At 67.9% G+C, this 14,319-nt stretch carries 10 protein-coding genes; 1 reads left to right on the top strand and 9 read right to left on the bottom strand.

Features of this window, described 5'->3' with window-relative positions:
- Positions 1-14: 14 nt before the first annotated feature.
- The 5 genes from AC1DNG_RS12690 to AC1DNG_RS12670 all read right to left on the bottom strand — a co-directional run bounded on the left by AC1DNG_RS12690 (position 15) and on the right by AC1DNG_RS12670 (position 6,784).
- Positions 15-1,769, bottom strand: a complete 1,755-nt coding sequence (locus AC1DNG_RS12690; RefSeq protein ID WP_476887550.1) for a gamma-glutamyltransferase family protein — start codon at positions 1,767-1,769, stop codon at positions 15-17.
- 106 nt (positions 1,770-1,875) lie between these two features.
- The gene (locus tag AC1DNG_RS12685; RefSeq protein WP_263407449.1) at positions 1,876-2,004 is read right to left on the bottom strand and encodes an MFS transporter small subunit; all 129 of its coding nucleotides are present in this window, start codon (positions 2,002-2,004) and stop codon (positions 1,876-1,878) included.
- Position 2,005: 1 nt separating this feature from the next.
- Complete coding sequence (locus AC1DNG_RS12680) at positions 2,006-3,400, bottom strand: OFA family MFS transporter (RefSeq protein WP_223915547.1); 1,395 nt, start codon at positions 3,398-3,400, stop codon at positions 2,006-2,008.
- Positions 3,401-3,599: 199 nt separating this feature from the next.
- On the bottom strand, positions 3,600-6,155 hold the full coding sequence (locus AC1DNG_RS12675) for a Tex family protein (RefSeq protein WP_476887477.1): 2,556 nt from the start codon (positions 6,153-6,155) through the stop codon (positions 3,600-3,602).
- Positions 6,156-6,178: 23 nt separating this feature from the next.
- Positions 6,179-6,784 carry an SOUL family heme-binding protein gene (locus AC1DNG_RS12670; protein WP_476887476.1) on the bottom strand — a complete coding sequence of 202 codons (606 nt, stop codon included), beginning with the start codon at positions 6,782-6,784 and terminating at the stop codon, positions 6,179-6,181.
- A 139-nt stretch (positions 6,785-6,923) separates the two neighbouring features.
- On the opposite strand from AC1DNG_RS12670, the gene AC1DNG_RS12665 reads away from it, so the two are divergent.
- The gene (locus AC1DNG_RS12665) at positions 6,924-10,538 is read left to right on the top strand and encodes a TM0106 family RecB-like putative nuclease (RefSeq protein ID WP_476887475.1); all 3,615 of its coding nucleotides are present in this window, start codon (positions 6,924-6,926) and stop codon (positions 10,536-10,538) included.
- A 486-nt stretch (positions 10,539-11,024) separates the two neighbouring features.
- Here AC1DNG_RS12665 and AC1DNG_RS12660 read toward each other — a convergent pair whose 3' ends face one another.
- The 4 genes from AC1DNG_RS12660 to AC1DNG_RS12645 all read right to left on the bottom strand — a co-directional run bounded on the left by AC1DNG_RS12660 (position 11,025) and on the right by AC1DNG_RS12645 (position 14,294).
- The gene (locus tag AC1DNG_RS12660) at positions 11,025-11,852 is read right to left on the bottom strand and encodes a triose-phosphate isomerase family protein (protein WP_476887474.1); all 828 of its coding nucleotides are present in this window, start codon (positions 11,850-11,852) and stop codon (positions 11,025-11,027) included.
- Positions 11,853-11,922: 70 nt separating this feature from the next.
- Positions 11,923-13,272, bottom strand: coding sequence for an MFS transporter (locus tag AC1DNG_RS12655; RefSeq protein WP_476857134.1), 1,350 nt, complete (start codon positions 13,270-13,272; stop codon positions 11,923-11,925).
- Between the two features lie 116 nt (positions 13,273-13,388).
- The gene (locus tag AC1DNG_RS12650; RefSeq protein ID WP_018775883.1) at positions 13,389-13,514 is read right to left on the bottom strand and encodes a hypothetical protein; all 126 of its coding nucleotides are present in this window, start codon (positions 13,512-13,514) and stop codon (positions 13,389-13,391) included.
- A gap of 12 nt (positions 13,515-13,526) precedes the next feature.
- Positions 13,527-14,294 (bottom strand): SDR family NAD(P)-dependent oxidoreductase, encoded by a 768-nt coding sequence (locus AC1DNG_RS12645; RefSeq protein WP_476857133.1) that lies wholly within the window; start codon positions 14,292-14,294, stop codon positions 13,527-13,529.
- Between the last annotated feature and the right edge of the window lie 25 nt (positions 14,295-14,319).

The raw sequence follows: 14,319 nt of genomic DNA, 5'->3' as shown, positions 1-14,319 counted from the left end.
CGCACCGCCAACCGCTACCGGCCCGCGGCGTACCCTTGCGCACCGCGCGCATTTGCGGCAGCCTGCAGGATCCCGGTCTCAGGATCCCGCACGACGGCGGACAACCGCCCCAGCGCCCAGTCACCAGCCCGGCTGACCACATGCCCGCGGCGTTCCAGCCCCGCGATGACGTCCTCACCGAGCCGGTCCTCGACGACGGCGCCACCGGGCTCCCAGGTGCGCGGCCAGAAGGACCCGGGCACCGACGTCGTATGGAACGTCGGTGCGTCGATGGCCTGCTGCGGCGAATACCCGCCCACGATGGTCCGCAGCAGGTACGGCAGCTGCCACTGGTCCTGCTGGTCGCCGCCGGGCGACCCCAGCGCGGTCACGGCGTGGCCGTGCCGCAGCACGAGCGTGGGCGTCAAGGTGGTGCGCGGGCGTTTGCCGGGCGTCAGCGTGGACGGCGTGCCGGGCTCCAGCCAGGTCATCTGCAGCCGGGTGCCCAGACAGAAGCCCAGCTCCGGTATCGCCGGGGAGGACTGCAGCCAGCCGCCGGACGGCGTGGCGGAGACCATGTTGCCCCAGCGGTCCACGACGTCGATATGGCAGGTATCGCCGCGGGTCTCCCCCGCGGGTGTCACGGTGGGCTCGCCGACGCCGAGTCCGGCCGCGGAGGCATGGCCCGCGAGCGCCGGCGGCGTGTAATTGGTGCGCAGTGGCGGCATGTACGGCGCCAGCCCGGGCACGGTGCCAGGCCGGAAGTCGTGGGAGGCCCGTTCCGTGATCAACGCCCGGCGGCCGGCACAGTAGTCCTCCGACAAGAGGTAATCGAGCGGCACGTCTGTGTCGCCGTAGTACGCCTCCCGGTCCGCGAGCGCGAGCTTCTGCGCTTCCAGTACGGTGTGCGCCCCGAGCTCGGTGGACGGATCAAGGAACCGGTCCTCGAAGCCGGACAGGATGGCCAGGGTCTGCAGCAGCGCCGGCCCCTGGCCCCACGGCCCGGTCTTGGCGATCGTGTGGCCCCGGAACTCCACAGTGGCGGCCGCCTCATACCCGGCCTCGAATCCCGCGAGATCGTCCAGGGCGAGCACTCCGCGGTGATCCGTGCCCGAGGAATGCCGGTGCGGGGACTGAACCGACTCCACCATGGCGCGGGCCACGAACCCCTCCCGCCACTCGCGGCGGGCCGCATCAATTCCCGCCTCGCGGGTGGATTCCCTAACTCCGGCCTGCACGAGCCGTTCCAGGGTGCGGGCATAGGCCGGGTTCCACACCAGCTCGCCCTCAACCGGGATTCGGCCGCCCGGCATCCACAGCTCAGCGGACGTGGGCCAGTGCGCCTCGAACAGCGCGGACACGGCCGCGATGGTGGTTCCGACCCGGCCGAGCATCGGGTGGCCGTCCCGCGCGTAGCCGATCGCGAAGTCCAGGACCGCGTCCAGCTCCCACGTCCCGTGGTCACGCAGCAGCAGGAGCCAGGCGTCGACGGCGGCAGGCACCGCGGCGGCCAGGGCACCCGATCCCGGAACGAGGTCCAGGCCTTCGGCCACGTAGTGCTGCACGGTGGCCCCGGCCGGCGCCGGGCCCTGCCCCATCAGGACTATGGGCTGCTCCGGCCGGTCCGCGGTGACGAAGATCCCGGTCATGTCTCCGCCGGGCCCGTTGAGGTGCGGCTCCACCACATGGAGCACGAACGCTCCCGCCACCGCGGCGTCGAAGGCGTTCCCGCCGCGCTCCAACACGGACTGGGCCGCCGCCGTCGCAAGCCAATGCGTGGACGCGCTCATCCCAAACGTGCCCTGCAGCGTGGGGCGGGTGGTAAACGCCTCCGGGCGTGTGAACGGCACACTCACCGCGCGCGAACTACCACCGAAGACTTCTGCCACCACGGTGTCAGCCAAACAGGGCCGCCACGCGGGTGAGGGTCTCATAGACGCCATACGCGAGCGGCACGCCGACAAGCCCCCAAGCGATGACCAACCTCCCAGTGGACGGTGTGACCGAACTCTGTGCAGTACTCATTTCAGCCCTCCAAGGCAGGTTCTTCGGCCCGGACGCGGCCAGGACGTGGTTCGTGGAATCGTGCGTCCACCGGCGTGACCAAGAGGTTCGCCACGAAACCGATCACCAGCAGCCCCACCATGGTCAGCAAGGCGGGCTGGTAGGACGCGGCGTTGAGCGCACCGGGCTTGCCCTGCGCGTCCAGGAAAGCGTTGACGATCAGCGGCCCGGCGATGCCCGCCGCGGACCAGGCCGTCAGGAGCCGGCCGTGGATGGCTCCGACCTGGAACGTGCCGAAGAGGTCGCGCAGGTAGGCGGGGGCCGTCGCGAACCCGCCGCCGTAGAAGGAGATGATGACGAACGCGAGGGCCACGTAGAGGACGGTGGACGTAGAGCCGGCCAGCGCCAGCACGGTGTAGAGCACGGCGCCGACGCCTAGGTAGACCATGTAGATGCGCTTGCGGCCTGTGACATCGGAGGTGGCGGACCAGGCAAAGCGGCCGGACATGTTGCCGATCGAGAGCAGCCCCACGAAGCCCGCGGCCACTGCGGCGCTGGCCAGGGACGTGCCGTCGGGCTGGCGGAAGAAGTCCTGGATCATCGGAGCGGCCTGCTCAAGGATGCCGATCCCTGCCGTGACATTGCAGAACAGGGCGATCCAGACGAGCCAGAACTGCCTGGTCTTGACCGCGTTCCGGGCGGAGACGTTGTCCGTGGTGACCAGCGAGGCGGCCTTGACCTTTGCGGGGTCGAAACCTGCCGGTTTCCAGCCCTCGGCCGGAACTCTGATGGTGAACGCGCCGAACATCATGTAGGCCAGATAGACGACGGCGAGGGTCAGGAAGAGCTTGCCCACCGACTCACCACTGGCCACCCAGCCCTTGGCCCCGGAGTTGGGATCGTACATTTTCAGCAGGGCCGTGGAGACCGGGCTGGCGATCAGGGCGCCGCCGCCGAACCCCATGATCGCCATGCCCGTGGCCAGTCCGGGCCGGTCCGGGAACCATTTGATCAGGGTGGAGACCGGGGAGATGTAACCGATCCCCAGTCCGATGCCGCCGACGACGCCGTAGCCGAGGTAGACGAGCCAGAGCTGGTGGCTGAAGATGCCCAGGGAGCCGATCAGGAAGCCGCTCGCCCAGAACGCGGCGGAGGTGAACATCGCCTTGCGGGGCCCGTTCCTGTCCACCCAGGTGCCCATGATGGCGGCCGAGAGGCCCAGCATCACGATCGCAACGGAGAAGATCACGCCGATCTCGGTCAGGCTCGCGCCGAAGTGCTTCACCAGCGCGGTCTTGTAGACGCTCGTCGCGTAGGCCTGGCCAATGCACAGGTGCACCGCGAGGGCTGCCGGGGGGACGAGCCACCGGTTAAATCCCGGCGGGGCGATGGTTCGTTCGCGGTCCAGCCAACCCATAAGTACTCCCCTGCTCGTCAACGGACATCGGTGTCCAGCACATTGCGGAAACGGCCCTCTGCCAGGGCCTCTGACCGAGCTTCCGGTAGAGGGCCGTTGCCTCCGGCAATCATGGTGCAGATCGTCAGCAAACGTACTACTTATGCGCCAAGCGGTAGGGAATCCGCGACGAACGGTGGTGCGGCAGCCGCACCGGGCGCTACTTGCCCAGGCCGGCCTTCCGGAGTGCCTCGGCCATCGCGGTGTTGACCGGCGACGGCGTGGGGGCCGGCTTCTGCGGTTGCCTGCCCGGCGTCCGCCGGTCGGCTGCCGGTTTCCCGGACGGTTGATTCGACGGCTGGGTCGACGACTGGGTCGACGACTGGGTCGACTGCGCCTGCGCCGCCGGCTGCCGTGGACGTTCCGGCCGCGAGTCCGCACGACCGCCGGCCGGGCGGTCTCCGGCACTGCGGCCGCCCGCCGCACGACCGCCGGAGGCCGGTTCGTCGTCGAGCCTGAGGGTGAGCGAGATGCGCTTCCGCTCCGGATCCGCCTCCAGCACCTTGACCCGGACCACCTGCCCGGACTTCACCACTTCACGGGGATCGGAGACAAAGCGGTTGGCCAGGGCCGAGACGTGCACAAGCCCGTCCTGGTGCACCCCGACGTCGACGAACGCGCCGAACGCGGCCACGTTGGTCACCGTTCCCTCCAGCACCATGCCGGGCCTGAGGTCCGAGATCTTCTCGATGCCTTCAGAAAACGCTGCCGCCGCGAAGGCCGGACGCGGGTCACGGCCGGGCTTCTCGAGCTCGGCGATGATGTCCTGCACGGTGGGCAGGCCGAAGGAGCCGTCCACGAAGTCCTGCGGATTCAGCGCCGCAAAGCTTCCCGCAGCAGGCGCTTTACCGGCAGTCGCCTTGATTTTCCGGGCCACGGGGTAGGCCTCCGGATGCACGCTGGAGGCGTCCAGCGGCTCCGCTCCCCCGGTGATCCGCAGGAAGCCGGCGCACTGCTCAAACGCCTTGGCGCCCAGCCGCGGGACCTTCTTCAGCTCGCTGCGCTTGGCGAAGGGCCCGTGCTCGTTCCGGTACGCCACAATGTTCTCGCTCAGCAGCGGCCCGACCCCGGCCACCCGGCTCAACAGTGCGGGCGAGGCGGTGTTGACGTCCACGCCCACCGCATTCACGCAGTCCTCGACCACCGCGTCCAGGCTGCGGTCCAGCTTCGCGGCCGTGACGTCGTGCTGGTACTGCCCGACGCCGATCGACTTCGGCTCAATCTTCACCAGCTCCGCGAGCGGGTCCTGCAGCCGCCGGGCGATCGAGACGGCGCCGCGCAGGGACACATCCATGCCGGGCAGCTCCGCCGCGGCGAGCGCCGACGCCGAATACACCGACGCCCCGGCCTCGGACACCACAATTTTCTGCGGCTTGTTTTCCGGCCCGGAGGAGAGCTGCTTGAGCAGTTCGGCGGCGAGCTTGTCCGTCTCCCTCGACGCGGTGCCGTTGCCGATCGCGACGAGTTCGACCCCGTGCTTCGTGGCGAGGCCCACGAGGGTCCGCAGCGCCTCGTCCCATTTCCGGGCCGGGGCGTGCGGGTAGACGGTGTCCGTCGCGACCACCTTGCCGGTGCCATCCACCACGGCGACCTTGACGCCGGTGCGCAGTCCCGGGTCCAGGCCCAGGGTGGCGCGGTTCCCGGCCGGCGCGGCGAGCAGCACATCGCGCAGGTTCGCGGCGAACACACGCACGGCCTCGTCCTCGGCGGCGGCGAACATCCGGCTGCGCAGGTCTGCCGTCAGCCGCGCCAGGACGCGCGAGCGCCAGGCCAGCTGGGCGGTCTGCAGCAGCCAGGCATCGGCGGGGCGGCCGCGGTCGGCAACCCCGAGGAACCTGGCCACGGCAGCCTCGTACCGGCCGCGGGCGGCGGTGAGGGCGGCGTCGTCGTTCGGATCAGCCTCGGCGAGGTCCAGCTCCAGCGCGCCGTCCTTTTCTCCGCGCAGCAGCGCCAGGACACGGTGCGAGGGCATTCCGGCCGGCTGCTGGGAGAACTCGAAGTAGTCCTTGAATTTCTGGCCTTCGGCTTCCTTGCCTTTCTTCACCCGGGACACCATCCGGCCCTGGGTCCACAGCCGTTCCCGGAGCGTGGCGGCCAGGTCGGCGTCCTGCGCTACGCGTTCCACCAGGATGGAGCGGGCACCGGCGAGCGCCGCGGCCGGGTCCCCGATCGAGTGTTCGGCGTTGAGGTACTTGGCCGCCTCGCGCTCCGGGTCCAGTTCGGGGCGCTTGAGCAGGGCGTCGGCGAGCGGCTCCAGTCCGGCTTCGCGGGCGATCTGCGCCTTGGTGCGCCGCTTGGTTTTGAACGGGAGGTAGATGTCCTCCAGCCGCGACTTAGTGTCGGCGCCGACGACGGCGGCCTGCAATTCCGGGGTCAGCGCGCCCTGGGCGGCAATCGCCTCGAGGATACTCCGGCGGCGGTCCTCGAGCTCGCGCAGGTAGCGCAGCCGCTCCTCCAACTCGCGGAGCTGGGTATCGTCCAGGGTGCCGGTCGCTTCCTTCCGGTAGCGGGCGATGAAGGGCACGGTGGACCCGGCGTCGAGCAGATCCACGGCGGCCTTGACCTGCCACGGCAGGACGCCGAGCTCGCCGGCGATCTGGGCGGCGATGCCGGACTCCTGGGTGTGCGGCGTGCCGGTCTGTGGTGAGCCGGTCTTCGCGGACGGACCGGAGGCGGGCGAGGCGGGTGAGGCGGGGCGCTGCGGGTGTTGGGTCACCAAACCATTTTGCCTTACCCCGGTCAGCGGCCGGGCTCGCCCGGAGGAGTAAAGGGTTCCTGCACGTCCTGAACAACCTCGTTGCGGCGCAGGAACCACGGCTTGAACGGCGGATCAAAACGGGCGAATCGTGGCGGCCCCACAGGCTTCAGCCCAGCTAGCTTCAGTGCCTCCTGGAGGCCATCGTTTCGCCGTACAAAGGCCGCCTCCGACCCGCTGCCGGAGAACCGAAGGGCGGCTGCCAGGGAACCTGGCTGGGCCCGGACTCTAACGTCTGGGTTCGCCGGGACCGGCGCCGTCTCCGCCGTCACCCCAGCGGGGAGCACAAAGGCCACGATGAAATCAGCGGGCTCTGCGCTTCCCGGCAGCGGGCCGCTTTGCAATACCGGCGCGGTCATCGCCAGCTTTTGCGACTGCCCGGGCCCCTGGATCACCGGGGCCGTCATCGCCAGCTTCCGTTGCGCCGTGTTGCTGCCGCTGATGTAGTTGAACAGGTGCCGGAAAGCGGCATTCCCGGCGCGGTCGAAGGTCGCTTTGACCTCTATTTCCGCTACGGCGTACGCGGGATAGCGGCGCAGCTCGAAGTGCGCGTAGCGCTGGACCAGCTCATACGGTTGCTGTTCGGTCATAGTCCTCAGACCCTACGCCGGTCCTGCGACAGGAACCAGAGGACATTGCCTGGTTCCGGTCCCGTGTTTAACTGTCAGACGGCTTTGATAGCTTGAATAGCGGAGGCACCAACAACGGGGCACCAGCAACGGGGGCACAGTGTTTTTTCTTGAACCTGAGGTACCGGGCTCATCACCGGATCTGGTCTACTCCGCGAGCGACCTCGTGATGGCAGCGAGTTGCGAGTATCAGCTGCTGCGCAAACTCGACGAGAAGCTGGGCCGGTCCCCCAGGGCTACGTTCGAAGACGACGAGATGCTCAAGCATGCAGCGGTGTTGGGTGACCTCCACGAGCGCAAGGTCCTCGGCGGTTTCGTGGCGGAGTTTGGCGACTGGGATCCGGCCACCGGGCACGGAGTGTACGACGTCGTCCCGGCCGAGGCCATGGACCGTGCCACGCTGGCGGCCAAGCACGCCGAGTCCATTGGGGCGCTGCGGGCTGGAGCCGACGTCGTCTTCCAGGCCGCCTTCTTCGACGGCCAGTTCCACGGCCGCTCCGACTTCCTCGTGCGGCACGCCGACGGCAGCTACGCCGTGTTCGACACCAAACTCGCCCGCCACGCAAAAGTGACGGCCCTGCTCCAGCTGGCCGCCTACGGCGACCAGCTGCTGAAGGCCGGGATCCCGGTGGACCCGGCGGTGACACTCGTCCTCGGCTCGACGGTGCAGCTGCCCGGCGGCGGATTCGACTACGTGCGAAGCCACCACAAACTCTCCGAGATCCTGCCGGTTTTCCGCGAGCGCCGCGAGCGTTTCCTCGCGCTGACCGCCGCGCACATCGCACAGCCGGGACCAGTGGGCTGGGGCGCGCCCGGGCTCACCGCCTGTGGCCGCTGCGATTACTGCCAGGAGCAAGTCAAAGCCACCGACGATCTCCTCCTCGTGGCCCGGATGAACTCCGTGCAGCGCAAGAACCTCCACGAACGTGGGATTAGTTCAGTCACTGACCTGGCGCAAGCGACCCTCACCAAGCCCACACCTACGCTCCTGCGCCTGCAGGAACAGGCGCGGATGCAGAGCGGCGTTGGCCCTGCCGACGGCGAAGTCTGCTACCGCAAGGACGGCGAAGAGCACACCATCCGCTACGGCGTCCTGCCCGGGAAAACCTTGGCCGAGCTGCCCCCACCGAGCCGGGGCGATATTTTCTTCGACTTCGAAGGCGATCCGCTGTGGCAGGACCGCGCCACGGGAGTGTGGGGGCTCGAGTACCTGTTCGGCGTGATTGAGGCGCCCACCGAGCCCGGCAGTCCGGGGATTTTCCGGCCATTCTGGGCCCACAGCCGGGAGGCGGAGAAGCAGGCGTTCCTCGATTTCCTTGACTATGTCGAGAAACGCCGGCGGGACCACCCGGTCATGCACGTCTACCACTACGCACCGTATGAAAAAACGGCGCTTCGGAAACTCTCGGTGATGCACGTTGCCGGGGAGGACATCGTGGACGAGTGGCTCCGCGAAGGCCTGCTGGTGGACCTGTACCAAACGGTCCGGAACAGCATCAGGATCTCCGAGAACTCTTACAGCATCAAGAAGCTCGAGCCGCTCTACATGGGGGCGAACCTTCGAACTGGCGAAGTGAAGGATGCCGGCGCCTCCGTGATTGCCTATGCACGGTTCTGCGACGCGAGGGACAATGAGCGGCCCGACGAAGCGGCCACAATCCTCGCCGGGATCTCCGACTACAACGAATACGACTGCCTCTCCACGCTGGAGCTCCGGAACTGGCTGCTCGGGCTGGCCAAGGAACGCCGGCTGGAGCAGCACGGCGCGGAGGCGGGCGCGGCGTCCGGCGCGGAGGCGGGCTTAGAGGACGGCCCCGACGACGGCTCGGCACGAGCCGATGCCGCGCTGGCCCCGGCTGAGCTGGCACTGATGGAATTTGCTGAGCCGGGCAGCGGCTTGTCCGAGGACGACCGTAAGGCCGTCGCCATGCTGGCCGCGGCCGTGAGCTATCACCGCCGGGAGCGCAAGTCGTTCTGGTGGGCGCACTTCGACCGGTGTGAGCACGGTCCGGACACGCACGAACGGGACCGGAACGTATTCCTCGTCGAATCCGCGGAACTCCTCGACGACTGGCATCAGACAGGGACCAAACTTCCGGAGCGGCGGGTCAAGCTGACCGGCTCCGTGAGTCCCGGGTCGGACCTCCGCGAGGGCAGCAAGTGGTTCCGCATGTACGAGCTGCCTCTTCCCGCCGGGCTGGAGGGTACCGGCAAGAACGGAACTGGGCGGAGCGGATGGTTCGGCACGGAGGTCCTGGAGCTGGGGCATGAGGACGGCAAGGACACCGTCATCATCCGGGACCGGCTGCACCGGAAGATACCGCCCTACAATGACCTCCCCATTGCGCTGACGGAAGACCAACCCCTCGCCACCAAGAGCCTCGAGCAAGCACTGGCAGCCCTTGCTGACACGGTGGTCGCCGGCCTGGGGTCCGGCTCCTTCCCCCGCCATCCTGCGCTTGACCTCGTCCGGCGTCAGCCGCCGAGGCTGGCCGCCGGAGCTTCACTGCCGCAGCCTGGTGCCGGACCGGACCGCTTCATTGAAGCCATCACGGCGGCCGTGCTGGCCCTTGACCACTCCTACCTGGCGGTGCAGGGTCCGCCCGGAACGGGCAAGACCCATGTGGGGTCCCACGTCATCGCCCGGCTCGTGGCCCGTGGCTGGAAAGTCGGCGTCGTCGGCCAGTCGCATGCGGTGGTGGAGAACCTGCTGAAGACCGCCGTCACGAAGGCCGGGGTCGACCCGGCGCTGGTGGCAAAAGACGTGAAGCACAACGACGCCCTGCCGTGGGCCCGGCGCACCGGCAAGGACGTTGCGGAGCTGTTGGGTGCGCCTGGAGGCGCCCTCGTCGGTGGCACGGCGTGGACCATGACCGGCGCCACCGTCCCGGCCGGCTCCCTGAACCTCCTGGTGATTGACGAGGCCGGCCAGTTCTCGCTGGCCAACACCCTTGCCGTGGCCCAGGCCAGCAGCCGGCTGCTCTTGCTCGGCGACCCGCAGCAGCTGCCGCAGGTCAGCCAGGGCAGGCACCCCGAGCCGGTCGACGAGTCTGCCCTGGGCTGGATTTCCGCAGGCCACGCCACGCTGCCGCCCGAGCTTGGCTACTTCTTGGCCGACTCGTGGCGGATGAACTCAGAGCTGTGCCTGGCCGTCTCGGAGTTGTCCTACGAAGGCCGGTTACGTTCCGCCCCGCCCGCGGATCTGCGCCGTCTGGAGGGTGTGCCCGCGGGGATTGAGACGGTGATGGTGCCGCACAGCGGGAACACGACGTCGTCGGCCGAGGAGGCTGCCGAGGTCGTCGGGCAGGTGCGCCGCCATTTGGGCCTTTCCTGGCACACCGCAGACGGAGCCCGGCCATTGGAGGCGGCCGACATCCTGGTGGTGGCTGCCTACAACGCACAGGTCAACGTCATCCGCGATGCGCTGGACGCCGCGAATCTCTCCGGCGTGCGGGTGGGGACCGTGGATAAGTTCCAGGGACAGGAGGCCGCGGTCGTGATTGTGTCCATGGCATGTTCTGCGGTGGCCGAGGCTCCGCGGGGCATGGAGTTCCTGCTCTCGCGGAACCGGATCAATGTGGCGGTGTCCCGCGGCCAATGGCGTGCCGTGATCGTCCGCGCGCCCGAACTGACCAACTACCTCCCCGCCCACCCCGAGGGTCTGGAGCAGCTGGGCGGCTTCATCGGCCTGTGCCAGAGGTCAGTCCGCGCCTAGCCGTCTTTGCCGCACCGTCCGACGAGGGACATGCCCATTCTTCGGTGGCCTCAGCCTGGGACATGCTCATTCTTGCCCTCGACCAAGGGACATCTAGGCATCATGCCCATCGCACGCGGCCAAGGCCGGACATGTCCACTCTTCACTGCCCACTCCACGGAACATGCCCATTCTTCGATGGCCACAGCATGGGACATGCTCATTCTTGCCTTCGACCAAGGGACATCTAGACATCATGCCCGTCGCACGCGGCCAAGGCCGGACATGTCCACTCTTCGCTGACCACTCCACGGAACATGCTCATTCTTGCCCTCGACCAAGGGACATCTAGACATCATGCCCATCGCACGCGGCCAAGGCCGGACATGTCCACTCTTCGCCACCCACCCAACGGAACATGTCCATTCCTCGCCAGCCACCCCACGGGACATGCTCATTCTTGCCCTCGACCAAGGGACATCTAGGCATCATGCCCGTCGCACGCGGTCAAGGCTGGACATGTCCCACGGGGGTTGGTTCCGGTGCAGTGAAGCCCTCGGCCAGCAGGAGTGCCTCATCCAGCACGGCGCCGAAATTCACGGGGTCGTGTGCAAACCGGCCCAGGAACAGGCCCGAGAGACGCTCAAGCGTGGGCAGCAGTCCGGGCTTCGCCGATCCGCCGTAAATGACCGGCAACCCTGGCACGCCGGCGGCGGTGAGCTGGTCCCGGAGCCGGCGGACGACGTCGGACACGTACGCGGCGGCGGCCGGCTCGGCCGCGCCGATGGCCCAGACCGGTTCGTAGGCCACCACCAGGCGGCCGGCGAGGTCCCAGTCGCCGTCGACAGCCGACTCGATCTGGCCGAACACAAAGTCCGCCGCGGCCGCCGGCTGCCCGCCGTCGCGCTCCCCCACGCACAGCAGCGGGGTGAGCCCGGCGTCGTCCGCGGCCCGGACTTTGAGGCCCACCATGGCGTCGTCCTCGCCGAAGTGCCGCCGGCGTTCGGCATGGCCGATCTCCACGAGCCGGACGCCGAGTTCCGCCAGCATGGACGGGGCTACTTCCCCGGTCCAGGGCCCGTCCGCCCAGCCGCAGTTCTGCGCACCGAGCAGCAGCGGTGAACCCGCCAAGAGCCGGGCCGCCGCGGGCAGGACGGGGAAGGACGGGATGACAAACGGGACGACCCGCCCGGCCGCGAGGGCCGGGCGGGTGTCCACTTCGTGCTGCAGCCGCTCGAGCCAGTCCAGGCTGTCCCGGTAGCCGAGGTACATCTTGGTGCTGACCCCCACCAGGATGCGGGTGTTGGAGGTCTGGCTGCCGGGGTTCTGCTGCATGTGTTGGTGCTTTCTGCTGGATCCAGTGGATGGGCGCTGGACGTCGCGCTGGAAGTGAGGCCGGGAGCCTTTACTGCTCCAGCAGTTCGTCGGCCTTGTTCTTGAAGCGGCGGGTCGCGAACATCATGACCGCTGCCAGGAACGGGAGCACGCCGAGGGCATAGACGCCCATGGTCCCGGTCTCCGAGGCGGTCATCTGGTTGACCGAGGTGCGCAGGATCGGCGCCACGAAGCCGCCGAGGTTTCCGAGCGAGTTGATCAGGCCGATCCCCGCGGCCGCGGCGGTTCCGGTGAGGAACGCCGTCGGGTAGGACCACGCGATGGGGCCGATGGAGAGGAACGAGCACACGGCAAGGGTGATGAAGATGATGCCGAGCGCCGGAATGTGGTTGGCGCCGGCCCACGCGGAACCGAAGATGCAGAGTCCGGTGGAGATGAACAGCCCGGTGCCCCAGACCCGGCGGCGGATCACGGTGTTCGCGGCCTTGCCAATGAAGTAGCAGGCGAAGATGCCGAAGAACCACGGGATGGCTGCCATCAGGCCGACGGCGATGCCCACCTTCTGGCCGGTCAGCTGGGCGACCTGCTGCGGGAGGTAGAAGGTGACGCCGTAGACGGCGATCTGCAGGCAGAAGTAGATGACGGTGAAGTACCAGACCTTGCCGTTCTTCATGGCCGCCAGGACGCCGCGCGGCCCGGATTCTTCCTTGACGGTGTCCTCGAGCGCCATGACCTCCAGGAGCGCGTTCTTCTCGTCCTTGTCCAGGAACTTGGCGTCCTGCGGGCTGTTGATCAGGAAGAAGTACGCGGCGACGCCGGCGACGACCGCCAGCATTCCCTCGACGAAGAACATGACCTGCCAGCCCTGGACGCCGGGGACCTGATCGCCGATGTTGATCAGCCAACCGGACAGCGGGGCGCCCAGCATCTGGGAGAACGGCTGGGCCAGGTAGAAGATGGCGAACATTTTGACGCGGACCTTGTTGGGGAACCACGCGGCCAGGAACATGATGACGCCGGGGAACAGCCCGGCTTCGGTGACACCCAGCAGGAACCGCAGGATGATGAAGGACGTCTCACCCTGCACGAACGCGAAGCAGGCCGAGACGATGCCCCACGTGATGGCGATGCGGGCCAGCCATACCTTGGCGCCAAACTTGGTCAGGAGCAGGTTGCTCGGGATCTCGAACAGGGCGTAGCCGATGAAGAAGATCCCGGCGCCCAGGGCGAAGGCGCCGGCGCTAATGCCCTTGTCCACGCCCAGGGCAGCTTCGGAGAAGCCGACGTTGGTGCGGTCCAGGAAGGCGACCACATACAGGATCACCAGCATGGGCATCAGCCGGCGGGAGGCCTTGGAGATGGCCGATTTTAGGACCGGTGTCTCCAGTAGGTCCCGGGTGGACGTTGTTGTTACGGTCATCAAAAAACTCCTCGTCGAGCAATCAGTGGTGTAACTCAGGGGGGTGAATCAGTTGCATGAAAGTGGCCGGATGAGGCCGAGCCAAGGCAGGCCAGGTCGGCTCCGGCCGGAGAAAACTAGCGCGAAAAAACCATCATCAGGACGCCGGCCACGCAGGCCAGGATCCCGACGGCGAGGTAGATCTTCCGTCCTTTGCTCCAGGCTGCGAATCCGGACGCGGGGGTTTGGCTGTGTTGTGCCACGAGGCTTCTTCCTTAGTGCATGTAGAGTCCGCCATCCACATTCAGCGTCTGGCCGGAGATGTAGCCGGCGTCCTCGCTGATGAGGAAGGCGATGGCTGCTGCAATGTCCCGGGTGGAGCCGACCCGGTTGACCACGAGGTCTTTGGTGAGTTCGTCCTTGCGTTCCTCGCTGAGGGTGCCGCCCATGATGTCGGTGTCGATGGGCCCGGGTGAGATGGCGTTGACCGTGATGTCGTATTCGCCCAGTTCACGGGCCGTGGCCCGGGTCAGGCCGATCACGCCGGCTTTCGCCACCGAGTACGGCGTCTTGGAGAAGGTGCCGCCGCCACGCTGCGCGGAGACAGAGGAGATGTTCACGATGCGCCCGATCCTGTTGTTCACCATGGATTCCGCGACGCGGCGGGTGGCGTAGTGGACGCCGTTGAGGTTGATGTTCAGCACCCGGTCCCATTCGGCGGCGTCGAGTTCCAGATAGGGCACCGGAGAGCTGACGCCGGCCACGTTGGCGAGGGCAACGATCTGCGGCAGTTCCGCCTCGATGGCGTCGATTGCCGCGCGGACCGAGCCTTCGTCGGAAACGTTGGCGCCGGCGCCGAAGGCCTTGACGCCGTGCTCGGCTGCCAGTTCCTTGGCCGCCGCCTTGCAGAGTGCGTCATCGAGGTCGATGATGCCGATGTTCCAGCCCTGTGCGGCCAGGTAGCTGGCGGTGGCGCGGCCGATGCCGCGCTCGGACACGGCGCCGGTGATGATGGCGGTGCGTTCTGTGGGGAAAGTGCTCATGGGAAGGCTCCTGAAGTGAAAGAGG

Source organism: Arthrobacter sp. 01T425 (genome assembly GCF_056398725.1).
This window is presented reverse-complemented; position numbering and strand designations above follow the sequence as displayed.